At 66.2% G+C, this 24,251-nt stretch carries 19 protein-coding genes, 1 tRNA gene and 1 other RNA gene; 8 read left to right on the plus strand and 13 right to left on the minus strand.

Annotated features, from left to right (window positions below):
• The first annotated feature begins 25 nt into the window (after window positions 1-25).
• The 5 genes from ACODSM_RS12350 (at window position 26) to ACODSM_RS12370 (ending at window position 5,826) form a co-directional block, all read left to right on the plus strand.
• Entirely contained in the window at window positions 26-1,015 is a 990-nt protein-coding gene (locus ACODSM_RS12350; protein ID WP_488805450.1) for a Bug family tripartite tricarboxylate transporter substrate binding protein, read from the plus strand.
• A gap of 130 nt (window positions 1,016-1,145) precedes the next feature.
• Entirely contained in the window at window positions 1,146-2,186 is a 1,041-nt protein-coding gene (gene pyrC / locus ACODSM_RS12355) for a dihydroorotase (RefSeq protein ID WP_116748908.1), read from the plus strand.
• Window positions 2,171-2,944, plus strand: coding sequence for a DUF3025 domain-containing protein (locus tag ACODSM_RS12360; protein ID WP_476016109.1), 774 nt, complete (start codon window positions 2,171-2,173; stop codon window positions 2,942-2,944). The genes pyrC and ACODSM_RS12360 overlap by 16 nt, the downstream gene beginning before the upstream one ends.
• A 183-nt stretch (window positions 2,945-3,127) precedes the next feature.
• Window positions 3,128-4,006: a protease HtpX gene (gene htpX / locus ACODSM_RS12365; RefSeq protein WP_060983910.1), complete on the plus strand. Its 879-nt coding sequence runs from the start codon at window positions 3,128-3,130 to the stop codon at window positions 4,004-4,006.
• Between the two features lie 236 nt (window positions 4,007-4,242).
• A complete protein-coding gene (locus ACODSM_RS12370) occupies window positions 4,243-5,826 on the plus strand; it encodes a methyl-accepting chemotaxis protein (protein ID WP_488805451.1) in 1,584 nt (527 codons plus the stop codon).
• Window positions 5,827-5,835: 9 nt separating this feature from the next.
• Here the strand turns inward: ACODSM_RS12370 and ACODSM_RS12375 are convergent, their stop codons facing one another.
• Window positions 5,836-7,356 carry a DASS family sodium-coupled anion symporter gene (locus tag ACODSM_RS12375; RefSeq protein ID WP_488805452.1) on the minus strand — a complete coding sequence of 507 codons (1,521 nt, stop codon included), beginning with the start codon at window positions 7,354-7,356 and terminating at the stop codon, window positions 5,836-5,838.
• Window positions 7,357-7,529: 173 nt separating this feature from the next.
• Window positions 7,530-8,597, minus strand: coding sequence for a GlxA family transcriptional regulator (locus ACODSM_RS12380; protein ID WP_488805453.1), 1,068 nt, complete (start codon window positions 8,595-8,597; stop codon window positions 7,530-7,532).
• A 123-nt stretch (window positions 8,598-8,720) separates the two neighbouring features.
• Here ACODSM_RS12380 and ACODSM_RS12385 point away from each other — a divergent pair, with 123 nt between their 5' ends.
• Window positions 8,721-10,064: an amidohydrolase gene (locus ACODSM_RS12385; protein ID WP_488805454.1), complete on the plus strand. Its 1,344-nt coding sequence runs from the start codon at window positions 8,721-8,723 to the stop codon at window positions 10,062-10,064.
• 33 nt (window positions 10,065-10,097) lie between these two features.
• Here ACODSM_RS12385 and ACODSM_RS12390 read toward each other — a convergent pair whose 3' ends face one another.
• The 11 genes from ACODSM_RS12390 to ACODSM_RS12440 form a co-directional block, all read right to left on the minus strand.
• Window positions 10,098-10,640: a VUT family protein gene (locus ACODSM_RS12390; protein ID WP_488805455.1), complete on the minus strand. Its 543-nt coding sequence runs from the start codon at window positions 10,638-10,640 to the stop codon at window positions 10,098-10,100.
• Window positions 10,637-12,355, minus strand: coding sequence for an NAD(P)/FAD-dependent oxidoreductase (locus ACODSM_RS12395; protein WP_488805456.1), 1,719 nt, complete (start codon window positions 12,353-12,355; stop codon window positions 10,637-10,639). The genes ACODSM_RS12390 and ACODSM_RS12395 overlap by 4 nt, the downstream gene beginning before the upstream one ends.
• A 201-nt stretch (window positions 12,356-12,556) precedes the next feature.
• On the minus strand, window positions 12,557-13,573 hold the full coding sequence (locus tag ACODSM_RS12400; protein ID WP_488805457.1) for a lysylphosphatidylglycerol synthase transmembrane domain-containing protein: 1,017 nt from the start codon (window positions 13,571-13,573) through the stop codon (window positions 12,557-12,559).
• Window positions 13,574-13,590: 17 nt separating this feature from the next.
• The gene (clsB, locus tag ACODSM_RS12405; RefSeq protein ID WP_488805458.1) at window positions 13,591-14,841 is read right to left on the minus strand and encodes a cardiolipin synthase ClsB; all 1,251 of its coding nucleotides are present in this window, start codon (window positions 14,839-14,841) and stop codon (window positions 13,591-13,593) included.
• The gene (locus ACODSM_RS12410; protein ID WP_488805459.1) at window positions 14,838-15,611 is read right to left on the minus strand and encodes an endonuclease/exonuclease/phosphatase family protein; all 774 of its coding nucleotides are present in this window, start codon (window positions 15,609-15,611) and stop codon (window positions 14,838-14,840) included. The genes clsB and ACODSM_RS12410 overlap by 4 nt, the downstream gene beginning before the upstream one ends.
• 186 nt (window positions 15,612-15,797) lie before the next feature.
• Complete coding sequence (gene cysK, locus ACODSM_RS12415) at window positions 15,798-16,715, minus strand: cysteine synthase A (RefSeq protein WP_488805460.1); 918 nt, start codon at window positions 16,713-16,715, stop codon at window positions 15,798-15,800.
• A 129-nt stretch (window positions 16,716-16,844) separates the two neighbouring features.
• Window positions 16,845-17,933, minus strand: coding sequence for an RNA 3'-terminal phosphate cyclase (rtcA, locus tag ACODSM_RS12420; RefSeq protein WP_488805461.1), 1,089 nt, complete (start codon window positions 17,931-17,933; stop codon window positions 16,845-16,847).
• 66 nt (window positions 17,934-17,999) lie between these two features.
• Complete coding sequence (locus tag ACODSM_RS12425) at window positions 18,000-19,217, minus strand: RtcB family protein (protein WP_488805462.1); 1,218 nt, start codon at window positions 19,215-19,217, stop codon at window positions 18,000-18,002.
• Window positions 19,218-19,269: 52 nt separating this feature from the next.
• On the minus strand, window positions 19,270-20,103 hold the full coding sequence (locus ACODSM_RS12430; RefSeq protein ID WP_488805463.1) for a hypothetical protein: 834 nt from the start codon (window positions 20,101-20,103) through the stop codon (window positions 19,270-19,272).
• 277 nt (window positions 20,104-20,380) lie between these two features.
• A complete protein-coding gene (locus ACODSM_RS12435) occupies window positions 20,381-21,520 on the minus strand; it encodes a slipin family protein (protein WP_488805464.1) in 1,140 nt (379 codons plus the stop codon).
• A gap of 304 nt (window positions 21,521-21,824) precedes the next feature.
• Window positions 21,825-21,897 (minus strand) — tRNA-OTHER (locus ACODSM_RS12440).
• 346 nt (window positions 21,898-22,243) lie between these two features.
• On the opposite strand from ACODSM_RS12440, the gene rtcR reads away from it, so the two are divergent.
• Both rtcR and rnpB read left to right on the plus strand, forming a co-directional pair.
• Window positions 22,244-23,878, plus strand: coding sequence for an RNA repair transcriptional activator RtcR (gene rtcR, locus ACODSM_RS12445; protein ID WP_488805465.1), 1,635 nt, complete (start codon window positions 22,244-22,246; stop codon window positions 23,876-23,878).
• Window positions 23,879-23,888: 10 nt separating this feature from the next.
• Window positions 23,889-24,228: RNase P RNA component class A (rnpB, locus tag ACODSM_RS12450), an RNA gene on the plus strand.
• The last annotated feature ends 23 nt before the right edge of the window (window positions 24,229-24,251 follow it).

The raw sequence follows: 24,251 nt of genomic DNA on the forward strand, positions 1-24,251 counted from the left end.
CCGTTTTCTGAGTTCCTTGACTGCCATGACCGCCACCACTTCCCGCCGCCATCTCCTGACCACTGGCCTGGGCCTCGCAGGCCTTGCTGCATTGCCCGCCCTGGCGCAGGACAAATTCCCGTCGCGTCCTATCACGCTGGTGGTGCCGTTCCCGCCCGGCGGGTCGGTGGACATCATGGCGCGCCAGTATTCCGAGCCGCTGTCGCGCGTGCTGGGCGTGCCCATCGTGGTGGAAAACCGCGCGGGCGCCGGGGGCTCGGTGGGCGCGCAGTATGTGGCGCGCTCCAAGGCCGACGGCTACACCCTGGTGGTCTCGTCGCAAAGCAGCCACCTGGCCAACCCGCTCACCCAGCCCAAGATCGGCTACGACCCCATCAAGGACTTTGAAAACATCGCCATCCTGGGCCGCCAGCCCAATGCCCTGGTGGTGCATAGCAGCCTGCCGTTCAAGACCTTCAAGGAGTTCATCGACTACGCCAAGAAGAACCCCGGCAAGCTCAACTACGGTAGCGGCGGCGTGGGCAGCATGGGCCAGCTCAATGTGGAAATGCTCAAGGTCTCCACGGGCGTGTTCACCACGCACATTCCCTACCGTGGGGGCACGCCGCTGATCACGGGCGTGCTGGGCAACGAGGTGCAGTTCATCCTCGACAACCTGGTCATCATGCTGCCGCACATCCAGGCGGGCAAGGTGCGCGCCCTGGCCGTGGCCGCCGACCAGCGGCTGCCGCAGCTGCCGGACGTGCCCACCATGGCCGAGGTGGGCCACCCCGAGCTGAACCTTACCTCCTGGACCGGTCTGGCAGCCCCTGCCGGCACGCCCGAGTCTGTGGTGCAGACCCTGTACAAGGCCGTGCGCCAGGTGGCCACGTCGCCCGCCATGGTGGCCAACCTCAAGGACCGTGGCGTGATCGTGCCGGAAGAGATGCCGCCCGCTGCGTTCGAAAAGATGATGGCCGACCGCATGGTGAAGTTCGGTGCAGTCGTCAAACGCGCGGGCATCACCGCCGAATAAACCGGTCCACCTGCCCGTAGCGCGCCGGTTTTGAGCGATTTTGCTCGGTAGCGCTACGTTCATATGCCTCGACAGCTATGAAAATGAGAGCGTTTGGGAGCCTCTTGCCCACAATGGGACAATCACACCCATGACTGCAGCCCCCCAAACCCTCACCATCACCCGCCCCGACGACTGGCACCTGCATGTGCGCGACGGCGAGCCCTTGCACACCGTCGTGCCGCACACCGCTGCCCAGTTCGGCCGCGCGATCATCATGCCCAACCTGCGCCCACCGGTCACCACGGCCGAGCAGGCCCTGGCGTACAAGCAGCGCATCCTGGCTGCCGTGCCCGCCGGTATGCAGTTCGAGCCGCTGATGACGCTGTACCTGACGGACAACCTGCCGCCCGAAGAAATCGCGCGTGCCAAGGCCGCTGGCGTGGTGGCCTGCAAGCTCTACCCCGCAGGCGCCACCACCAACAGCGATGCGGGCGTGACCGACATCCGCAAGACCTATAAAACGCTCGAAGCCATGCAGAAGGCCGGCATGCTCCTGCTGGTGCATGGCGAGGTGACCAGCAGCGACATCGACCTGTTCGACCGCGAGGCCGTGTTCATCGAGCAGCAGCTCATCCCGCTGCGCCGCGACTTCCCCGAGCTGAAGATCGTCTTCGAGCACATCACCACCAAGGACGCGGCCGACTACGTGATGCAGGCCGACCGCTTCACGGCCGCCACCATCACCGCGCACCACCTGCTGTACAACCGCAACGCCATCTTCATCGGCGGCGTGCGGCCCCACTACTACTGCCTGCCCGTGCTCAAACGCGAAACGCACCGCGTGGCCCTGGTGCAGGCCGCCACCAGCGGCAGCAGCAAGTTCTTTCTGGGCACCGACAGCGCACCGCACCCCGCGCACCTCAAGGAGCACGCCACCGGCTGCGCGGGCTGCTACACCGCCCACGCCGCCATCGAGATGTATGCCGAGGCATTCGACAACGCCGGTGCGCTCGACCAGCTCGAAGGTTTTGCCAGCTTCCACGGACCGGACTTCTACAGCCTGCCGCGCAACACCGGCACCATCACCCTGCGCCGCGAGTCGTGGACACCGCCCGACAGCTTTGCGTTTGGCGAGGCCGAACTCAAGCCCCTGCGCGCCGGTGAAGCCCTGCCGTGGCGGCTGGTGTAAGTCAGCCTTTCGACGCCATCGACTGGAGCGCTCCCTGGCTGGCGCCGTGGCGCGCCCTGGGCCAACCCCTGGCCCAGCAGCTGCTGCAGGATGACCCATCGGTGCACCAGACATTGCAGACCGCAGCGCCACAGGCTGCCCCGGTGGTCTTCGTGCCCCAGTCCGACCTGCCCGAAGGCACCGCCTACGAGCAGTACATCTGGGACACCCGCCGGGTGCCCACGCGCGACAACCTGCACGACTTCTTCAACGGCCTGGTCTGGCTGCAGTTTCCGCGCACCAAGCGGCGCCTGAACCAGCTGCAGGCCCAGGCCATCGCCGCCGATGGCGTGCAGGCCGTGCGCGGGCCGCTGCGCGATGCCGTCACGGTGTTCGATGAAAACGGCGCATTGCTGCAGGCGCCCGATGCCCTGTGGGATGCGCTCCGGGCGCGGGACTGGCAGCGTCTGTTCATCGACCTGCGCCCGCTGTGGGCCGAGGCCCGGCTGGTGCTGTTCGGGCACGCACTGCTCGAAAAGCTGGTTTCTCCGCGAAAACCCATGGTGACGCACGTTTTTCATGCGCCAGTAGCTATTAATTTCATAGCAGATATGGATGGATGGCTGGCCGATCAGGTAGAAGCCTCGGCATGGTCCACCAAGCCCTTCACGCCGCTGCCGGTGCTGGGCGTGCCCGGCTGGTGGCCTGCCAACGAGGCGCCGGGCTTCTATGACGATGCGCAGGTGTTCCGGCCCTTGCGCGCAGCGCCTGTGCCGTAATTCCCGCCAAGCCTTGTGTGATAAGGCCTTGGCCGGGGTTTGCACCTACCATAGCGCGATGCAATCGCGGCCATGGGGCGGGTGCCGTTGTCACCCAGGGTGGCGGCGCTTGAAGCGCGGCCCCCGGCCCCCATCTGAGCCAGCAAACACTTGTTGTTGTTTACCCCACGGAGAAACCATTCCATGAAGCGGATCCTTTTGTTTGTGATGACCAACCTGGCCGTCGTTGTCGTGCTGGGGGTGGTGGCCAGCCTGCTGGGCGTCAACCGCTACCTCACGGCCAACGGCCTGAACCTGGGCGCGCTGCTGGGCTTCGCCCTGGTCATGGGTTTTGGCGGCGCGATCATCTCGCTGCTCATCAGCAAGCCCATGGCCAAGTGGACCTCGGGCGTGCGCGTGATCGACGGCTCCGGCTCGCCCGACGAGCGCTGGATCGTCGAGACCGTGCGCAAGTTCGCCGACCAGGCCCAGATCGGCATGCCCGAAGTCGGCATCTTTGAAGGCGACCCGAATGCCTTTGCCACGGGCGCGTTCAAGAACTCGGCGCTGGTGGCCGTGTCCACCGGTCTGCTGCAGGGCATGACTCGCGAAGAGGTCGAGGCCGTGATCGGCCACGAGGTGGCCCACATCGCCAACGGCGACATGGTGACCATGACGCTGATCCAGGGCGTGATGAACACCTTCGTGGTGTTCCTGTCGCGCGTCATTGGCTACGCGGTGGACAGCTTCCTGCGCAAGAACGACGAGAACAGCTCGGGCCCTGGCATCGGCTACTACGTGACCACCATCGTGCTCGACATCGTGCTGGGCTTTGTGGCCGCGATGATCGTGGCCTGGTTCAGCCGCCAGCGCGAGTTCCGCGCCGATGCAGGCGCTGCCCAGCTGATGGGCCGCCGCCAGCCCATGATCAACGCGCTGGCCCGCCTGGGCGGCATGCACCCCGGCGAGCTGCCCAAGAGCGTGGCCGCCATGGGCATTGCCGGTGGCATTGGCAAGCTGTTCAGTACCCACCCGCCCATCGAAGAGCGCATTGCTGCGCTGCAAAACGCCCAGCAGCAATAACCCGCTGCAGGCGCTGCGCCTGACCGACCCGAGGGCCGCCACAGTCTTGCACTGTGGCGGCTTTTTTTGTGGGTGTGCGGGCGGCTGTTGGGCGGCTGTTGCTTTGGCGCTCCGGCAGGGTGGGGCCTGTTGTGGGCCGGCTCAAGGACTTGTAACCTTTTGTCGATACATTCCCGACGGGTGCCACCCTGAGCGGTAGGCCCGCGTTGTCCCATTCACCCTCACGAGAGCCTCCCATGTCCATCTCCCACGCACGCGTTGCCGTCCGCCTGGCCCTGGCCTTTGGTGTGGTCTGCCTCGTCATGTCCCTGTCGGCGGCGGTGGGCATCTGGCGGCTGGCCGGGCTGCAGGACATCGCGGACGACCTGGGGGGCGCATCGTCCGAGCGCGCGTTGCTGGCGCGCGAGCTGCACGCCATCGTGGTGCTCAGCTCCGCCCGCGCCGAAACGCTGCTGGAGATCGACAACAACCCCACCTATGCGGCGCGCATCGACGCCGACCGCAAGACCACATCAGCCCGCTCGTCCGAAGTCCGCAAGCGCCTGGACGAGCTGGCGGCAGACCCGGAATCGCAAGCCTTGTTCGACGCCATCGACAAGGCCGGCAACGGCTTCCGTACGGTTCGGGACGATCTGGTCAAGCGCCGCAAGGCGGGCGAGGCCTTGCCGCCCGACGCCATTGCCAACCAGCTGCGCCCTGCCGCTGACGCCTATGCCGCCGCCGTGGACAAGCTGGCCGACTACCAGCGCCAGCGCGTGGCCGAGGCGCGCGCCGCTGCGGCCCGCAGCGAGAGCCAGGGCATCACGCTGCTGGCAGCGGGCTCGCTGGTGGGCCTGCTGCTGAGCCTGGCCTGCGCCTGGCTGCTGTCGCGCTCCATCCTGCAGCCCTTGGCCCATGCGTCCGAAGTGACTGACCGCATTGCCGAAGGCGACCTCACCTCCCCCGTGCCCGCGCCGCAGGCGGGTAACCGCGACGAACTGCAAGCGCTGCTGGCGCGCCTGGGCGGCATGCAGGCGCGGCTGGCCGAGCTGGTGGTGGGCATGCGCCAGGCCAGCACGTCGGTGGCCGGGGCCAGCAGCGAGATCGCGGCGGGCAACAGCGACCTGTCGGCGCGCACCGAGCAGACGGCCTCCAACCTCGAAGAGATCGCCGCCAGCATGGAAGAACTGCTGGCCACCGTGCGCCACAGCGCCGACGCCGCTGCGCAGGCCAGCACCCTGGCCGCCGGTGCCAGCAGCGTGGCCCAGCGCGGGCGCGAGGCGGTGGACCGCGTGGTGGGCACCATGGACGGCATTGCCCTGTCGTCACGCCGCATTGCCGACATCACCAGCGTGATCGATGGCATTGCCTTCCAGACCAACATCCTGGCACTGAACGCGGCCGTAGAAGCAGCCCGTGCGGGCGAGCAGGGTCGGGGCTTTGCGGTGGTGGCCAGCGAAGTGCGCAGCCTGGCCCAGCGCTCGGCCACGGCGGCCAAGGAGATCGGCGGGCTGATCAGCGACAGCGTGCGGCAGGTGGACGAGGGCACGCAACTGGTCCACGCCGCTGGGGGCACCATGGGCGAGATCGTGCAGTCCGTGCAGCAGGTGGCCACCATCATTGGCGAGATCAGCACTGCGGCCCGAGAGCAGACCACGGGTCTGAGCCAGGTGGGCGAGGCGGTCTCGCAGCTCGACCAGATGACCCAGCAGAACGCCGCGCTGGTGGAAGAGTCGTCCGCCGCTGCGCAAGGCCTGCGCGTGCAGGCGCAGCAGTTGGCCGAGCTGGTGGAGGCCTTCCGCCTGCCTGCAGCCGCTGGGGGCCAGAAGGCGCTGCGGTAAGCCTGCAGGTCAGGTGCGGGTCACCATCAGCCCCAGCCACGGCCAGTAGGTCAGCGCAAAAACCACCAGCAGGACCACCCCGGTCAGCGTGATCACGATGCCGGTGCGCACGAAGTCGTGCGCGTCGAAGGTGTCGGTGCCGTAGGCGATCATGTTCTGCGGCGCGTTCACCGGCAGGATGAAGCCAAAGCTCACCACGAACTGCAGGATCATCGTCATGCCCACGATGTTGATGCCAGGCGTCTGCACCGTGGACAGCACGCTGATGACGATGGGAATCATGGTGGACGCCAGCGCCGTGGCGCTGGCAAAGCCCAGGTGAATGACGATCAGGAACGCGGACAGCAGCATCAGGATGGCAAAGGCCGATGCCATCTGCAGGCCCAGGTGGCCCACGATGAGCTGGGCCAGCCATCCCGCCGCCTTGGTCTGCAGCAGCGCAGAGCCCACGCTGATGCCCACCGCGAACAGCACCACCGTGCCCCACGGAAAACCCTTTTGCGACTGCTTCCAGTCCATCACGCCGATGCGCGGAAACAGCATCAATGCCACGGCCGCAAGGGTGGTGGAGGTGGTGTCAAAGTCGTGCAGCACTTTCTCGGTGGACCAGAACCCCAGCAGCACCAGCACCACGGCCAGCAGCTTCCACTGGTTCAGCGTCATCGGGCCCAGTTCGGCCAGCTGCTGCCGAATGGTCTCCTGCCCGCCCGCAATTTCCTTCATCTCGGGCTTCATCATGCGCGTCATGATGAAGAACAGCGCGACCGTCATCAGGGCTGCAAACGGGGCGGCTGCCACAAACCATTCGCCCCAGGTGATCTGCGCACCGAGCTGCTTTTCGATGAACCCGATGGCCACCATGTTCTGCGCGGCGGCGGTCTTGACGCCCACGTTCCAGATGCTGGCCGTCTGCGCCGTGGTGATGACCAGCAGCGCGGCAAAGCGGCTCTTGCGGTCTACCTTGAAGGCCAGCACAAAGCCCATCATGATCGGCATCAGGCAGGCCACGCGCGCCGTGGTGCTGGGCACGATGAACGACAGCAGAAAGCCCACCACCATGGCCCCGATCACGATGTGATGGGTCTGGGCGCCGACCTTGGACAGCACCGTGAGCGCGATGCGCCGGTCGAGCCCCGTGGCGGTCATCGCCGACGCAATGAAACACGCGGCAGCGACCAGCGCCACGGCGCTGTTGGCAAAGCCCGAGAGTGCGAGGTTCAGCGCCGCGCCCGTGCCCATGTCCGCGCCATCGGGTTTGGCCACGCTGGGTGCGTAGGCCAGCAAGAACACCATCAGCGCGGCGATCACCACCGCACTCACCGAGTATTCGAGCGCTTCGGTCATCCAGACGATCACCGCGAACGCGAGGATGGCCAGCATGGTCTGCCCCGCTACGGGCAAGCCGGCCGGGGTGGGCAAGGCCAGCACGGCCAGCAGCGCCACCAGGGCGCCGAGCAGGCCGAGCCGCTTGGCGAGGCTCGCCGATGCAGGGGCAGGGGCCGGGGATGTGGTCGGTGCGGCAGTGGACATGGGGTGGCTCCGGTGAAGGCGCGCTGGGCGCGAACCCTTGCGCCGCGCGTGCGAATGCATGGCCGGCCCAAGGGCTTCCAGTGTTGCGCGCTGTCCGCTGCGGGTGTTGATTCAGGTCAAGGAGGAACGGTGGTGGGGCCGCGTTTGCAGCGGGGCGGAGAGGCTGCTGCGTCTCATGCCCCCACATCCACCCGCCAGCGCCTGCGCGGCGCGCGCAAGGCGTGGCGCTTGCGGTACTCCCCCGGTGCCATGCCGGTGTAGCGCACAAAGATGCGGCGGAACGCGGCGGGGTCGCTGTAGCCGCAGGCCACCGCAATGCTGGGCACACTCTCCAGCGTCACCTCCAGCAGCACTTTGGCGCGTGCACAGCGCAGGCTGTGCAGGTGGTCCAGCGGCGACTGCGACAGCTCCTGCTGAAAGTGTCGCAGCAAAGTGCGCGGGCTCACCGCCGCCGCTTCGGCCAATCGGGCCAGCGAGTACGGCTCGTCCAGATGGTTCTCCATCCAGGCCATGGCGCGGGCCAGGGTGCTGTCGCGTGTGGCGGGGATGTGTTGCTGCGCGTTGGCCTGCAGGGCGGCCCGGGCGCGGTCGTGGTCGGGACGCAGCACGCTGGCGCAGGTCTGGGCCAGCGCATCGCCCAGCGCATGGCGCACCAAGGCAATCGCCATCTCACCCAGGCTGTGGGGCAGCGCGCAGCTGAGCCAGGGGCCGTCATCGCTCAGGTCGTGACCTGCGTCCAGCACCACCTCGGGAAAGTCCCGCTCAAACCCGGCCAGGTAGAACCACGGCAGGCAGCCGCGCCGGCCCTGCAGGCGCCCGCTCTGCGCTGTCAGCCAGGCACCATTGCCCACGGTAAGCACCTTGTGCCCGGCATCCAGCGCAATGCCGATCTGGCGTGAGAGGGCGCGGTGGCGCGCCGCCACATCGCGGATGGCCGGGATGTCGGCCGCGTGGAACGAGGGGATGAACCAGGCCTGTGCGGGGCCGTCGGCCGGCGCCGCCGTGGGCTGCGTGTAGGCCGCCAGCGGGCCCGGCTGGTGCGGCAGGGGCTGGCCCTGGGCATCCAGCAGCCGCCAGGCCAGGCGGGGCGAGCCTGCACCGCCCCGCAGGCCGGCCAGCAGGTTGGCGCCGCGCAAGAGGTCGATGAACTGCAGTGCGTTGCCCACCGCTGATTCGGGTAGCAGCGGGATGTCGATGCGAAAAACCGGTGCCGTCGCAGACAGGACAGAAGAACGGGGCATGGCGATATTGGCTCTGTGGATGGCCATTTTCGCTTGACTGCAGCGTGGGGTGGACTCTTAGCATGAACGTGCGTTTTTTTGCTACGTTCCCTTTTGTTTTCACTTCCTGCACGGATCTGCCTCATGCACAAACCCCTCTCTGCCATCTCGCTGGCCACCGGCCTGCTTCTTAGCGGGCTCACGTTCGCATCGTCCGCCCAGGCTCAGGCCCTGGATGCCGCCGGCCTGCAGGCCATCGACGCCGCCGTGACGGCCGTGGCGCCCAAGATGGTCAACTGGCGCCGCGACATCCATTCCCACCCCGAACTCTCGGGCCAGGAAGTGCGCACCGCCAAGCTGGTGGCCGAGCACCTGAAGAAGCTGGGCATGGAAGTGCAGACCGGCGTGGGCGGCACCGGCGTGGTGGGCACGCTCAAGGGCGGCCTGCCCGGCAAGGTGGTGGCCCTGCGCGCCGACATGGACGCGCTGCCCGTGCTGGAGAACACCGGCCTGCCGTTTGCCAGCAAGGCCAAGGCCAACTATCTGGGCAAGGAAGTGCCCGTGATGCATGCCTGCGGCCACGACGCCCACACCGCCATGCTGATGGGCGCGGCCGAGGTGTTGGCGGGCATGAAGGCCCAGCTGCCCGGCACGATCAAGTTCATCTTCCAGCCCGCCGAAGAGGGCGCGCCGGTGGAGCCCGACGCCAGCGGCAAGGTGCCCAGCTTCGGCGCCAAGGCCATGATCGAAGCCGGTGCGCTCAAGGACGTGCAGGCCATCTACGGCCTGCACATCACCTCCAACCTGCCTGGCGGCGTGGTGGGCTACCGCAGCGGCCCGCTGATGGCCGGGTCGGACAACATCACCATCCACGTGGAAGGGCGCGGCGGTCATGGCTCGTCGCCCTGGGCCACCATCGACCCCATCGTTGCCGCCAGCCAAGTGGTGATGGGCCTGCAGACCGTGGTGAGCCGCCAGCTCAACATCAGCCAGGAACCGGCCGTGGTCACCATCGGCCAGATCCAGGGCGGTACGCGCTACAACATCATCCCCGACAAGGTGGAGATGTTGGGCACGCTGCGCACGTTTGACGAAGACATGCGCCAGGAAGCGCTCAAGCGCATCACCACCACGGCCGAGTCGATTGCTGCGGCCAGCGGCGCCAAGGCCAGCGTGCGTTTTGGCCCCGTGGCCTACCCCGTGACCACCAACCCTGCGCAACTCACGCAGGCCTCGCTGCCCGCGCTGAACCTGGCCATGGGCGGCAAGACCATGGTGATCCCGAAGGTCGCTGGGTCGGAGGACTTCTCGGAGTTCCAGAAGGTCGTGCCGGGCTTCTTCTACTTTCTGGGCGCGCCGCCCAAGGGCAAGGAATTTGCCAAGGCCCCGCCCAACCACTCCGCGCTGTTCGACATCGACGAAGACCAGTTTCCCACCGGCGCACGCAGCCTGGCCGCGCTGGCCGTGGACTTTTTGCAGCGCAAGTAAAAAGAAGCGGAAAGAAGAAGGACGCCGCGCGGCTCAGGCCGCGCGGTGGTGCGTTGCCAGCTGGCGGCCGATGAGCAGGCGAAACGGCAGCAGCAGCGCCACCCCCAGCCCTAGCTTCACACCCAGGTCACCCAGCGCCCAGGTGATCCACGGGTCGCTGGTGCCCGCAAATGCAATGCTCCAGAACACGGCGGTGTCCAGCACCGCTGCAAGCAGCGTGGCCACCAGCGGCGCGCGCCACCAGGTGCCGTGGCGCAACCGGTCGAACACGCTGATGTCCAGCCACTGCGAGAGCAAAAACGCGGTGCCCGACGCGATGGCAATGCGCACCGGCGCCAGCACCAGCGAGGCCGTCACGGCCACCGCAAACCCCACCCACGCCACCCGCCGCGCCTGCTGCGGGCCGTGGGCGCGGTTGACCAGCTCGCTGACCAGAAAGGCCACCGGGTAAGTGATGGCACCCCAGGTGAGCCAGTCATTGAGGGGGAATTGGACCAGGATGTTTGACGCCAGCACCACGGCGGCCATGGCCAGGGCCGCCGCTGCAAACTGCAGCGGGGTTGGCGCCCGCATCATGCAGCTGCGCCGAGCAGGCTGCGCGCCACGGCCTCGCCCACCTTGATGCCATCCACGCCCGCCGACAGAATGCCGCCCGCGTAGCTGGCGCCTTCGCCCGCCGGGTACAGCCCCAGTGTGTTCAGGCTTTGCAGGTTGTCGCCGCGCCCGATCTTGAGCGGCGACGAGGTGCGTGTCTCCACGCCCGTCAGCACCGCGTCGTGCATGTCAAAGCCCTTGATCTTGCGGCCGAACACCGGCAGTGCCTCGCGCAGGGCCTCGATGGCGTAGCCGGGGAGGGCTGCGTGCAGGTCGCCCAGGGCCACGCCGGGCTTGTACGAGGGCTCCACGCTGCCCAGCTGGGTCGAAGGCTTGCCCGCAATGAACTCGCCCACCAGTTGGCCCGGCGCGCTGTAGTCACGCCCACCCAGCACAAAGGCATTCGATTCCAACTGGCGCTGCAGCACGCTGCCCGACAGCGGGTGGAACTGCCCGGCCGGCAGTGCCTCCACGCCGTAGGTCTGGCCCAGGTGGGTTTCAAACGCCTGCGCGTCCTGCGGGTAGTCGCGGGGGTCGATGCCCACTACCATGCCCGCATTGGCATTGCGCTCGTTGCGTGAATATTGGCTCATGCCGTTGGTCACCACGCGGTGGGGTTCGCTGGTGGCGGCCACCACGGTGCCGCCGGGGCACATGCAGAAGCTGTACACCGCGCGGCCATTGGCGGCGTGGTGCACCAGCTTGTAGTCGGCCGCGCCCAGCAGCGGGTGGCCCGCGTGGCGGCCCCAGCGGGCGCGGTCAATCACGCCCTGCGGGTGCTCAATACGAAAGCCGATGGAGAACGGCTTGGCCTCCATGGCCACGCCGCGCTCGTACAGCATGGCAAAGGTGTCGCGCGAGCTGTGGCCCAGCGCCATCACCACGTGGTCGGCGCGCAGCTCGGTGGTCTCGCCCGTGGCGTGGTTCAGCACCTTCAGGCCGCGCAGGTGGCGCTGGTCGCCCTTGCCTTCGATGATCACGTCCGTCACGCGCTGCTCGAAGCGGATCTCGCCACCCAGCGCGATGATCTGCTCGCGCAGGTTTTCGACCACCTTCACCAGCTTGAAGGTGCCGATGTGCGGGTGGGCGACGTACAAAATCTCTTCGGGCGCACCGGCGTTGACAAATTCGTTCATCACCTTGCGGCCTAGGTGGCGCGGGTCTTTGATCTGGCTGTAGAGCTTGCCGTCGCTGAAGGTGCCTGCGCCGCCTTCGCCAAACTGCACGTTGCTCTCGGCGTGCAGCTCGCGTTTGCGCCACAGGCCCCAGGTGTCTTTGGTGCGCTCGCGCACGGTCTTGCCGCGCTCCAGCACGATGGGCCTGAAGCCCATTTGCGCCAGCACCAGTGCGGCAAAGATCCCGCAGGGTCCGAAGCCCACCACCACGGGGCGCAGGGGCAGGTCGGCAGGTGCCTGGCCCACGGGGTGCCAGGCCATGTCAGGCGTGGGCTGGATGTGTGGGTTGCCTGCAAACTGGGCCAGCAGCGCGGCCTCGCGCTCGGGCTGGGCCAGCGTCACGTCCACGATATAGACGGCCAGCAGGTCGGCCTTGCGGGCGTCAAAGCTGCGCTTGAAAACGTGCAGGTGGGCGATGTCGGCGTCGGAGATGCCCAGGATGTGGGTAACAGCGGCGCGCAGGGGCGCCTCGGGGGCTTCGGCAGCGGTGAACGGCAGCCGGATTTCGGAGAGTCGGATCATGGTCTTGCGGGCCCGTGTCGATCGGGCGAAAAGCAATGGCGTGGGGCCGGGATGATACGGGGTCTGCGCAGCGGGCGGAACCCCGCCGGCCTACGCGGCCGGGGTGTGGGATGCGCTATCTATATAAAAATGATAGCAATCAAGGCACGTTGCACTAGCGCATCCGGCGGTTTTGGCTGAATTTTTGTTGTCAGGACGTGTTTAGGCTTCCTGGGCAGGCCGCTGGCGCCAGCGCAGCTCGGCCACACCCAGTGCGAAGGCCGCCAGCACCAGCGGCCCAAAGTAGTACAGCGCCCGGTAGGCCAGCAGTGCCGCCAGCACCTGTTCCTGCCCCAATGCGTCGGTGGTCAGCAGCGCCACGCCCACGGCCTCCAGCACGCCCAGGCCTGCAGGCACGCGCAGCACCAGCCCGGCCACGGCCCCCAGCAGCACCGTGGCCAGGGCGGCGGGGTAGGGCACCTGGTGTTGCAACACCGTCCACAGTGCGGCGCCCATCAGCATCCAGTTGGTGGCCGATGCCGCGATTTGCCACAGCGCCACGGGCCAGCGCGGCAGTGGAAAAGCGTGGCCCCGCAGCGTGATTGCACGGCCTCTGCGCACCGCGCACAGTGCCAGGTAAACCAGCGGCAAGCAGCCCAGCACCGTGCCGCCCAGGCGCCACTGCCAGGGCGTCACCGCCCACCCGGCCACCGCTGGCGGCTGCCACAGCCAGGCCAGCACCCCGGCCAGCAGCAGGTAGCCCACCCAGTTGGTCACGATGCTGGTGCCCACCACCTGGCCGATGGTGCCGGGGTCCACGCCGCGCCGGGCGTACAGCCGGTAGCGCACGCCCACGCCGCCAATCAGCGAGCCCAGGTTGAGCGTGAACGGATAGCTCGTCATGGCGATGGCCAGGGTGGTACCACGCGGCAGGCGGTGGCCGCTGCAATGGCGGCCCACCCAGTCAAAGCTGCCGTAGGTGAAGTGGCTCAGCAGCGCCAGCGCGCCGCCCAGCGCCAGTGCGGCGGTGGGCAGATCGCGCAGGGCTTGCAGCACGGCGGGCCAGTCCACCGTGCGCGCCTGCCGAAAGATCAGCGCGGCAACCACCGCAAAGAAGGCGATGGCGACCCCCCGCGTGAGCCAGGGCCACCAGGCCTGCTGTGACCAGTGGCGCCAGCCGCTGGTGGTGTGCCGTTTGCGGCCCACCTGGGTGTCCGCGTGCAGCGTGGGGGTGGCCATGGGGTGCGCCTGCCCGCTCAGGTGGCGGGGCTGCCTGCGGGCTCTGCGGCACCCGGGTTGGCGAGCGTGATGTGGGGCTCGTGCCGGGGCAGCCAGCCCGCCCAGGCGGGGAACCAGCGCAGCAGATGGAACACCGCATAGCTGCGCAGCAGGCGCAGGCGGTTCCAGCGGCTGGGCGCTGTGGCTTCGACCTGCTTGCAGCTGTGCTCCATCAGGTGCGACAGGCGCCTGTGCAGGTGGGTGTTGAAGGCGCGGTCCTGGATGATCACGTTGGCCTCCAGGTTCAGCGACAGGCTCAGCGGGTCGAGGTTGCTGGAGCCCACGGTGGACCAGTCCTCGTCCACCAGCGCCACCTTGCCGTGCAGCGGGCGGTCGCAGTATTCGTACACCCGCACCCCTGCGCGCTGCAGGTGGTCATACAGCAGGCTGGCCGCCGTCTTCACGATGGGCATGTCGGGCTGGCCTTGCAGGATGATGCGCACATCCACCCCCCGTTTCGCGGCGCGCCGCATCTCGCGGATGAAGCGGTAGCCGGGGAAGAAGTAGGCATTCGCAATCACGACCCGGCTGCGCGCTGCGCGCAGGGCCACGCGGTAATGGCGCTCGATGTCGTTGGTGTGCTGCTGGTTGTCCCGTGTCACAAACATCGCGTGCGCGGTGCCCGCGTGCGGGCGCCCGGTGATGCCGGCAGCCTGGTGGCGCTTGCGCTCCTGGCGGCTCAGAACAGCCTCGCGAGTGAAGTGGTGCATCTGCGCCACGATGGGGCCGCGCACCTGCACGGCGTAGTCCTGCTTGGCCTCGGGGCCAAAGTCGGCCACATGGTCGGCCGAGTAGTTGATGCCGCCAATGAACCCCAGGTGCCCGTCCACCACCACGATCTTGCGGTGCATGCGGCGCAACATATTCAGCCGCTGGCCCAGGAAGCGGCGGCCCGGGTCAAAGATGCGAAAGTGCACGCCCGCCTCCACCAAGCTGCCGACAAACCGGTCCGACAGGTCGGGCGAGCCAAAGCCGTCCACCAGCACATGCACCTCCACGCCCCGCTGGGCGGCCGCCAGCAGCGCGGCGTGCAGTTGCTGGCCGATCTTGTCCTCGAACAGGATGAAGGTTTCCAGCATCACCTCGCGCCGGGCGTCGGCAATGGCCTGGAACACGCGGGGAAAGAACTCCTCACCGTTTTCTAGCAACTCAAAATGGTTGCCGGGCACCCAGCGCGAGGACCGGGGTGCGCGCAGGGCGCGGGGCGTGCTGAAGGCAGGGCGTTTCATAGCAGGATCTCCGCAGCCAGGGGCGCATGGTCCGAGAGCTTGTCCCAAGGCTTCTTGGGCAGCGTCAGCGGCGAGTGCACGGTGGCGTTGCGCACATAAATGCGGTCGAGCGCCAGCAGCGGCATCGCCGCGGGAAACGTGCGCACCGCCCTGCCAAAGGCCTGCACGAACACCTCCTGCAAGCCGGCTTCGCGGTGCAGGATGTCGTGTGCGCGGTGGCGCCAGTCGTTGAAATCGCCGGCCAGCACTACGGCCTCATTGGCGGGAAAACTGTTGACCAGATCGCACACGCGGCGCAGCTGGTGCTGCCGGTGCGACTCCTGCAGGCCCAGGTGCACACACACGGCATGCACGGGCAGGTGGTGCCCAGGGGGCTGCAGCACACAGTGCAGCATGCCGCGCCGTTCGGGCCCGCTCACCGAAATGTCGTGGTTCTCGTAGTGCGTGATCGGAAACTTGGACAACAGCGCATTGCCATGGTGGCCGTTGTCATACACCGCATTGCGCCCGTAGGCGTACTGCGACCAGAGGGTGTCGGCCAGAAACTCGTAGTGCGGCACCTGCGGAAAGTTGGCGAACCGGCTGGCGTGTCGGTGGTGCGTGCCCAGCACTTCTTGCAAGAACACCAGGTCCGCCGCCACGTCGCGCACGGCCTCGCGCAGCTCATGCAGCATGAAGCGCCGGTTGAAGGTGGTGAAGCCCTTGTGCACGTTCACGGTGAGCACCTTGAACGCAATAGGCTGAGAGTCTGTCGCGGAGTTCGGGGCCATGGGCAGTTGCAATCGTTGGAAGGGGCTCCGGCGAAGCCACCGCAAAGGTGGGCCGATGCGAACCTTGATTGTTCTGGCCCGAGCGCGTTATCGCTGTAGGACGGCTGGCCGTGGCCTTGTGCTGCGCTGCCCAAAAAAAAGGGCCCCGAAGGGCCCTGGTGATAGCGCGGGGCGCGTCGGCGGCCATCAGGCCGGCAGGAAGCCTTCCACCGACAGGTAGCGCTCGCCCGTGTCGTAGTTGAAGCCCAGCACCTTGGCGCCTGCGGGCAACTCGGGCAGCTTCTGGGCAATGGCGGCCAAGGTAGCGCCGGACGAGATGCCCACCAGGATGCCCTCTTCGCGCGCAGAGCGGCGGGCGTATTCGCGGGCCGGTTCGGCATCGACCTGGATCACGCCGTCGAGCAGGCTGGTGTCGAGGTTCTTGGGGATGAACCCCGCGCCAATGCCCTGGATGGGGTGGGGCGACGGCGCGCCGCCCGAGATCACTGGCGAGGCCGTGGGCTCCACCGCAAACACCTTGAGTTGGGGGAACTTGGCTTTGAGCACCCGCGCCACGCCCGTGATGTGGCCACCCGTGCCCACCCCCGTGATCAGCACATCAATGCCGTCGGGGAAATCTGCCAGGATCTCCTGCGCCGTGGTGCGCACATGGATATCGATGTTGGCGGGGTTCTCGAACTGCTGCGGAATCCACGAGCCAGGCGTCTGCGCCTGCAGCTCTTGGGCACGGGCAATCGCGCCCTTCATGCCCTTTTCGCGCGGGGTCAGGTCAAACTGAGCGCCATAGGCCAGCATTAGGCGGCGGCGCTCAATGCTCATGCTGTCGGGCATCACGAGGATCAGCCTATAGCCCTTGACGGCCGCCACCAGCGCCAGGCCGATGCCGGTGTTGCCCGAGGTGGGCTCGATGATGGTGCCGCCGGGCTTCAGCGCACCGGACTTTTCCGCGTCCTCCACCATCGCCAGCGCAATGCGGTCCTTGATGGAACCGCCGGGGTTGCTGCGCTCCGACTTCACCCACACATTGGCGCCAGGGCCAAACAGGCGGTTGATGCGCACGTGGGGCGTTTTGCCGATGGTTTGCAGAATGTTGTCAACTTTCATGGCGTCTCCTGTTAAGCGTTGGGTTGGGCACAAAGTGGAAGGTCTGTGACGCGCATTCTGAACCACTTGTTCTACGGCTCTGGCCATATGGATATAGTCAGGGTATGGGGCGGGCCGCCGCAACGCCCATCACGGCAGGGGTGATACCTCCACGCGCATAGCGCCCGCTGCGGGCGTGATCTGCACCCGCACCGGCAGGCCCATCCCAATGGTCTGCGCGTTGGTGGCCGTGTGCTGCGTCACTTCACTGCAGGTATAGCTGGCGGCCTGCCCGCTGCGCCACACCGCCAGGGCCAGCGGCAGCATCCACTGGTCCGCCAGGTGCGGGCCCAGCGCGCCGGTGCTGCGCTGGTAGGCGCGCACTTCGTCCACCAGCCGCTTGGCCACCTGCTCGGCCGACAGGCCGCGTTCGCCCAGCTGGCAGAACACCTCGGTCACCTGCGCGTACTCCAGCGTGGCGATCAGCGCATTGCCCGGCCCTTCGTTCTGGCGCGTGGGCGGCTGGCGCAGCTGGCCAGCTTCAAACGTCCAGCCCATGCGCTGACCCAGCGCCGCCAGCTCCCGCGTGGCAATGTGGCGCGCCAGGCCGGGCACCAGCGCCTCGCCCCAGGCGTCTTGCAGCTCGCCGCGCTCCAGCACATCCACCGGCGCCAGAGGTCGGGTGGATGGGGCAGGCGTGATGTGCGCCACCAGCTCGCCGCCCCCGGCGGGGTAAAAGCCCCGTCGCTGCAGTTGCAGTTCCAGCCCCACCCCTAGCCGCCGCGCCAGCGGCGCAAAGGCGCGTTCCAGAAAATCAAACGGCGGCGCCATCGGGTTGTGCGTGCCGCCCGCCAGCTCGACCTTGCTCGGGCCATCGGCCAGCATCAGCGCGGGCAGCACCGTCTGCAGCACCAGCAGGCAACTGCCTGCGGTGGCGATCTGAAAACGGTAGTCGCCTGCACGCACGTTGCCGGGTGTGAACACCAGCGTTTGCGAATTCAGCTCCGCGCCCTCGGCCTGCCCGCCGCACACGGCGACCGCTGCCTGCGTGCAGGCCAGGTGCTGGCGCATGAGGCCCGGCTTGGGCCGCCCGGCGCGGATGCGCGAGATGTGCAGCGGGCGGCCGGTGACCATGGACAGGGCCAGGCCGGTGCGCAGGATTTGCCCGCCACCTTCGCCGGTGGAGCCGTCGAGAACGAGGGGTGCAGAGGTGATTTTCTCCGGATTATTCTTGTGCATAAAAAGCAGCTACTGCGCCCAATGGACAAGCGCAAGCAGCTATCAAATCAATAGTTACAAAGGGTGTCACCCCTTCACACACACCACCTGCTTGAGCGTGTACACCACCTCCGCCAGGTCTTCCTGCGCCGCCATCACCGCATCGATGTCCTTGTACGCCATCGGAATTTCGTCAATCACGTCTGCATCCTTTCGGCATTCCACGCCTTCGGTGGCCTTGATCTGGTCCGCCACAGTGAACAGCTTCTTGGCCTTGGTGCGGCTCATGGTTCGCCCTGCGCCGTGGCTGCAGCTGTTGAAGCTCTCGGGGTTGCCTTTTCCGCGCACGATGAAGCTCTTGGCCCCCATGCTTCCCGGGATGATCCCCAGCTTGCCTTGCTCGGCACTCACCGCGCCCTTGCGGGTCACGAACACGTCTTGCCCGAAGTGCGTCTCGCGCTGCACGTAGTTGTGGTGGCAGTTCACCGCCTCAATGTGCGTTTCGAACGGCTTGGTGATCACCTTGCGTAGCGCGGCAATCACACGTCCCATCATCACTTCGCGGTTGGCGGCGGCAAACTTTTGCGCCCACCCCACGGCCTTCACGTAGTCGCCGAAGTACTGCGCGCCTTCCTCAAAGTACGCAAGGTCTTTATCGGGCAGGTTGCGCTGGTTCATCTCGGCGTCTTTCTTGGCCAGCTCGATGAAATGGGTGCCGATGGCGTTTCCCACCCCGCGCGAGCCGGAGTGCAGCATCACCCACACGCTCTGGTGCTCGTCCAGGCAGATCTCGATGAAGTGGTTCCCCGTTCCGAGCGTTCCCAGGTGCTTGTAGTTGTTCGTGTTCTTGATGCGCGGGTGCGCTTCGCAAATCTCGTCGAACTCATCCACCAGCGCAGCCCAGGCGCGGTCGGTCTCGGCGGGCGGCGTATCCCAGCTCCCCTTGTCGCGGCCGAAACGCTTGGGGGTCATCCCCACGGGCACGGCGCGTTCAATGGCGGTGCGCACGCCAGACAGGTTATCGGGCAGATCGCTCGCGGTCAGCGTGGTTTTGCACGCCATCATTCCGCACCCCAGGTCCACCCCCACCGCAGCGGGGATGATGGCCTTGAGGGTGGGTACCACCGAGCCGATGGTCGCGCCGATTCCCAGGTGCACGTCGGGCATCACCGCCACGTGCTTGAACACGATGGGCAGGCGGGCAATGTTGCGCAGCTGGTTCTTGGCGTCTTCTTCCACGGGCACGCCGTTTGTCCACATCTTCACGGGCACGCCGTTCGGGATTTCGAATTGTTCGTAGTTCATGGTTCTTTTCTCGTTGTGTCTTCGTTGTATTTCGTTTGAGCGACGATGTTCGTCATCCAGCCATTGCATCAAAGACCGCGCTGATCCGCTCTGGGAGCGGGTAGCACTGATGGTCCACGGCCCCCGCTGGCAACCAGGAACTGGTGGGGCCCGCATCCACCAGCCGCATGAGCTTTTGTGTCCAACGCGCTTTGGTGGCGGGCCTGTTCAGCCATTCCTCCATGATGCGTTTGTATTCGACCTCATCCGTGGCAAACGCATTGCCCATCTGGTGGGCATTCCACACATAGTCCCAATAGCACGCGTCCACAAAGTTCAGGGTCGATGCGTCGCTTTCGCAGTCCAGCCAGTGTTGCAGCAGCGGTTCCAGCGGCACGCGGGCATAGGCCCACATGAGCAAGATGGAGAAGGCGTTATCGCCCTGGAAGAGAGAATCGCTGGCGGCTGGCCATTGCTCCAACCCTTGTGCAAAGTACGCCAGCGCAAAGCCCTGCAGCGCAGCCTGTTCTGCCGCTGAAAACGAACCGGGCTCGCACCGCCCCAGTCGGTCCAGGTACAGCTCGGTGGAGTGGTGCAGTCGGGCACCTTCGGCGAGCAGTTCCAGCAGCCGTGGGGCCAGGTATTTGATTTCATCCGCGGGCTGGACTTGGCTCTTGGCCGAATCGTTGTACTCGTAGAAATGCCTCTGGGTCAGTTGGCGCAGAGGAAGGTGTCGCATCTCACGCTCCAGCTCGGCATTCATGCAGCAGGCGGTACACACGTCCAGCAGGTGATCCGGTGCTTGGTAATGCGCAAACGCTTTGTAGGCCGCTTGTGTCGCGGCTTCCAGCGCATTGCTTGGTGTGTATTCCAATACTGCGTTGGCTCCGTTTTTCTTCTTTTTCATGGCAGTTCTCTTTTCTGCTTTGTCTGGTGGACGCGAAGGGATTCGAACCCGCATCAATACAGCGACCAGGGTGCTTGAATCCACTGGCCCAGTGAACGGTTGGAAACGCGCGCCAGTGGCAGACCCGTCATCGGAGCCAGCACCTGCATCCTCAACCTTGCCCGTTCACCGACTCTCCCGCTGTACTCGGTGTTACCCGAGCTGCCGGCAATAACAACATTTTTGGCAGTGGCGCTCCCTTCTGTGCCAGCGCGCCCATATCCTTTTCACCCGTGGCTCAGCGCATCTTGACCAGGCCGTTCAGCACCTGGTCCAGGCCGCCAAACACCGAGATCTTGTCGATGCGCTCGGCCACACGTTCCAGCGTCTCCAGCTCTTTCATGCGCAGGGCGACGGGGTTGTCCTCCATCACCTTGGCGGTGTTGAGTAGCGAGCGCGTGGCGGCGGTTTCTTCGCGGCGGCGGATCACGTTGGCCTCGGCCTGCTTCTGGGCTTGCACTACCTGGGTCAGGATGATTTTCATCTCGCCGGGCAGCACGATGTCCTTCACGCCCACGCTTTCCAGTTGCATGCCATAGGGCAACAGCTTGGCGGCCATGTGTGCTGTCACCACCTCGTCGATCACTGTCTTGTTCTCCAGCAGCTCATCGAGCGTGCGGGTGCCCACGGCGGCGCGCAGCGCAAACTGCAGCTCGCGGTACAGGTAGTCGGCAGGCTTTTGCAAGTGGGCATAGGCTTGCAGCACATGCACAAAGCGGTAGGTGGCGCACAGGTTCAGGCGCAGGCTCACCTTGTCGCGGGTCATGATGTCCTGGCCCGACACTTCCACGGCTTGCAGGCGCAGGTCCACCATCTCCACGGCCACGGTGCGGCCATACTTCCAGAAGGCGTAGGTGCCTGCGGTCAGCAGGCGTTCCACCTTGCCGTCCACCGTCAGCAGGCCGCACTGGCCCTCGGGCACCTGCACCTGCAGCACACCGGCCAATCCGGTAACGCTGCGCTGGCGCAGCTGGGCTTGCGTCAATCGCGCCACCAGCGCGGCGGGCAGTTCAGCGCCTGCTTGCAGATCCACCACTTGCACGCTCACATCCACCAAGCCTTTCCAATAAAGACGGCGGGTGCCAGGGGGCAGGATCTCGACCAGCACGCCATTTTCGCTGCGCAGGCCCACTTCGGTTTCCGACAGGCTCACCTGCACAAACTCGGCTGCCACCACGGCGGGCTCTTGCGCCATCAGGTACTCGGCCAGGCCGTGGGTGAAGGCGGGTTGTTCGAGGGCGAAGGTCTCCACGCGCAGCGCGTCTGTGCCCGCAAACAGCCAGTAGGTGCCGCTGTGCAGCACGCGGTCAAAGCTGCCATTGCGCAGCAGCAGGGCGCGTTCGTTTTTCTTCACGGTGGCGCGTTGGAATATCTTCATCAGCATCTCTTTTTCCTCTTCTTTCTTCTTCGTTGTCGTCACTCGTCACATATCGGGTTGCCGTTACAGCGATGGCGGGGTGCCAGGGGGCGCAGCCTGGGCCGTGCAGTGCGCCGTGGTGGCTGCCCCCATCCCCGCGGGAAGGGCGGCAGCGCGGCTGGCTGCGGGCGCGGGCTGTGCCGGGTGCTGGCACAAACCGCCACCGGCTGACGGGGTGAATCCCTTGCGGTTGCAGCGCAACCTGGGGGCTTCTCCCCGCGTTCGGCGGGTGGTCTTTCGACCGGTACTTCCAATCAAGGTCTTGCGACCGTGGGCAGGAATCGAACCTGCGACAACCGCCTTTCGGCGGGGCTCTACCAGACTGAGCTACCAGTGGTGGCACGCCTGGAGTCGAACCAGGCAGTTCCTTTCGGAGTGGTCACCACGACCGTGCCGTCGTTACCCAGCGTTTGCGATGTGCGGCATGCAGAACGTCAACAGAACCCGAAGGCCCCGGATGCCCGGCACCGGTGGGGCGAACGTTGGTCCTAACCCCGACCTGTGAGTGGTCACCGCTTGCGCTGGATGCATCTTCTATTGCCAGATGCATGCCAGCTTGCAATGCAGGGCGTTAATGCGTTCAAGTTGTTGATTTGTATGGGGTATTTTCCTTTTGGCGAAATTGATTGGGTGTTTAGATGCCAAGATAATTAGAATGAAAGCTAGTTAAGTAGATAAAAAAATATGCGCAAAAACAAGGTGGTCATCGGCTTCCTGGGCACCCAGCTGGACTCTGGCAAGGGCGCAGGTCGGTGGGAGAAATGGCGCCCCACGGTGTCCCTGGTGCAGCATGAGGATGTGGTGATCGAGCGGCTGGAGCTGCTCTACACCCCGCCGCACCGCGAGCTGGCCCACCAGGTGCGCGCGGACATGGCCACCGCCTCGCCCGAGACCTCGGTGAACCTGGTGCCCCTGCCCATTGCCGACCCCTGGGACTTTGGTGAGGTCTATGCCCAGCTGTACGACTGGACGCAGGCCTACCGCTTTGACACCGAGCGTGAGGCGTACTGGACGCATATCACCACGGGCACGCATGTCGCGCAGATCTGCCTGTTCTTGCTGGTGGAGTCGCGCCGCATTCCGGGCGTGCTAGTGCAGACCTCCCCGCCCAAGCGTCAGCGCATCGGCGACCCCGGCAGCTACACGCTGATCGACCTGGACCTCTCGCGCTACGACGTGATCGCGCAGCGCTTTGGCGCCGAGCAGCAGGACGCAGTGCAGTTCCTCAAAAGCGGCATTGCCACGCGCAACGCCCGCTTCAATGCACTGATCGACGAGGTGGAGCGGGTGGCGGTGCGCTCGCGCGCGCCCATCCTGTTCACGGGGCCCACGGGCGCGGGCAAGTCGCATCTGGCGCGGCGCATGTACGAATTGAAGAAGGCCCGCCACCAAGTGGAGGGCGAGTTTGTGGAAGTGAACTGCGCCACGCTGCATGGTGACGGCGCGGCGTCCACGCTGTTTGGCCACAAGAAAGGTTCGTTCACCGGCGCGGCGGCCGACCGCGCGGGCCTGCTGCGCACGGCGCACAAGGGCGTGCTGTTCCTCGACGAGATTGGTGAGCTCGGCGCAGACGAGCAGGCCATGCTGCTCAAGGCCGTGGAAGAAAAGCGTTTCTACCCCCTGGGCAGCGACCGCGAGGTGGAGAGTGACTTCCAGCTCGTGGCTGGCACCAACCGTGACCTGCGCACCGAGGTGGCGGCCGGGCGCTTTCGTGAGGACCTGTTTGCGCGTATCAACCTCTGGAGCTATGTGCTGCCCGGCCTGGCCCAGCGACCCGAAGACATCGAGCCCAATGTGGATCACCTGCTGCAGCGAGCGGGCGAAGAGCTGGGCCGCAGCGTGCGCTTTTCCAACGAGGCGCGCGCCGCCTACTTGCGCTATGCACAGTCGCCCGAAGCGCTGTGGACCGGCAACTTCCGCGACCTCTCGGCCAGCGTGACACGCCTGGCCACGCTGGCCGACAGCGGCCGCATCGGCCTGCCGCTGGTGGAGGCTGAGATCGACCGACTGCGCTGGCTGTGGCAGACCGCGAGCGACGCACGCCATGGCCTGGCTCCCGCTGCAGGAGCGGTAGGGCGCGACGAACTCGCGGCCTTGCTGGGTGACGTGGTGGTGGAGTCCATGGACCTCTTTGACCAGTTACAATTGGCCGCTGTGCTGCAAGTCTGCCGCCAGTCGCGCACCTTGTCGGACGCGGGGCGCCTGTTGTTCCAGGCCTCGCGCACGCAGCGCACCGTGGTCAACGATGCGGACCGGCTGCGCAAGTACCTGGCGCGGTTTGGGCTGGATTGGGAGCGGGCATCGGGTGCTGGGCGATAATCTCGCCCGTGAAGCACGCCAGACCGCCGCTGGTGCAATCTGGGAAACCAGGCACTGGAGGAACGTCCGGACTGCACAGGACAGCGTAGCAGCTAACGGCTGCCCACCGTGAGGTGAGGATCAGAGCAACAGAGACGAGTCCCGGGGGAGTGCCGCAAGGCAAACCACCGGGGGTGAAACGGGCAATCTCTACGCGCAGCAATACCAAGTAGGCCAGCGTTGATGTGGTTCCGCAGAGCTGGCGGGTAGGTAGCACCGAGCCGTGGTGGCGACACCCGGCCCAGATTAATGGCGGTCACACTGCGGGCAGCCGTGGTGCACAGAATCCGGCTTATCGGCGTGCTTCACACTTTATTTCTACCCTGGCGCCTTT

It is taken from the genome of Acidovorax sp. FG42, assembly GCF_057809195.1.

What these genes read in the sequence shown, in the direction of transcription:
- cysK (WP_488805460.1), bottom strand. Translation starts at nt 16,715, where the DNA reads ATGAAAGTTGACAACATTCTGCAAACCATCGGCAAAACGCCCCACGTG.
- pyrC (WP_116748908.1), top strand. Translation starts at nt 1,146, where the DNA reads ATGACTGCAGCCCCCCAAACCCTCACCATCACCCGCCCCGACGACTGG.
- ACODSM_RS12410 (WP_488805459.1), bottom strand. Translation starts at nt 15,611, where the DNA reads ATGGCCCCGAACTCCGCGACAGACTCTCAGCCTATTGCGTTCAAGGTG.
- ACODSM_RS12380 (WP_488805453.1), bottom strand. Translation starts at nt 8,597, where the DNA reads ATGCCCCGTTCTTCTGTCCTGTCTGCGACGGCACCGGTTTTTCGCATC.
- rtcA (WP_488805461.1), bottom strand. Translation starts at nt 17,933, where the DNA reads ATGCACAAGAATAATCCGGAGAAAATCACCTCTGCACCCCTCGTTCTC.
- ACODSM_RS12395 (WP_488805456.1), bottom strand. Translation starts at nt 12,355, where the DNA reads ATGATCCGACTCTCCGAAATCCGGCTGCCGTTCACCGCTGCCGAAGCC.
- ACODSM_RS12350 (WP_488805450.1), top strand. Translation starts at nt 26, where the DNA reads ATGACCGCCACCACTTCCCGCCGCCATCTCCTGACCACTGGCCTGGGC.
- ACODSM_RS12430 (WP_488805463.1), bottom strand. Translation starts at nt 20,103, where the DNA reads ATGAAAAAGAAGAAAAACGGAGCCAACGCAGTATTGGAATACACACCA.
- rtcR (WP_488805465.1), top strand. Translation starts at nt 22,244, where the DNA reads ATGCGCAAAAACAAGGTGGTCATCGGCTTCCTGGGCACCCAGCTGGAC.
- ACODSM_RS12435 (WP_488805464.1), bottom strand. Translation starts at nt 21,520, where the DNA reads ATGAAGATATTCCAACGCGCCACCGTGAAGAAAAACGAACGCGCCCTG.
- clsB (WP_488805458.1), bottom strand. Translation starts at nt 14,841, where the DNA reads ATGAAACGCCCTGCCTTCAGCACGCCCCGCGCCCTGCGCGCACCCCGG.
- ACODSM_RS12385 (WP_488805454.1), top strand. Translation starts at nt 8,721, where the DNA reads ATGCACAAACCCCTCTCTGCCATCTCGCTGGCCACCGGCCTGCTTCTT.
- ACODSM_RS12400 (WP_488805457.1), bottom strand. Translation starts at nt 13,573, where the DNA reads ATGGCCACCCCCACGCTGCACGCGGACACCCAGGTGGGCCGCAAACGG.
- ACODSM_RS12370 (WP_488805451.1), top strand. Translation starts at nt 4,243, where the DNA reads ATGTCCATCTCCCACGCACGCGTTGCCGTCCGCCTGGCCCTGGCCTTT.
- htpX (WP_060983910.1), top strand. Translation starts at nt 3,128, where the DNA reads ATGAAGCGGATCCTTTTGTTTGTGATGACCAACCTGGCCGTCGTTGTC.
- ACODSM_RS12425 (WP_488805462.1), bottom strand. Translation starts at nt 19,217, where the DNA reads ATGAACTACGAACAATTCGAAATCCCGAACGGCGTGCCCGTGAAGATG.
- ACODSM_RS12375 (WP_488805452.1), bottom strand. Translation starts at nt 7,356, where the DNA reads ATGTCCACTGCCGCACCGACCACATCCCCGGCCCCTGCCCCTGCATCG.
- ACODSM_RS12390 (WP_488805455.1), bottom strand. Translation starts at nt 10,640, where the DNA reads ATGATGCGGGCGCCAACCCCGCTGCAGTTTGCAGCGGCGGCCCTGGCC.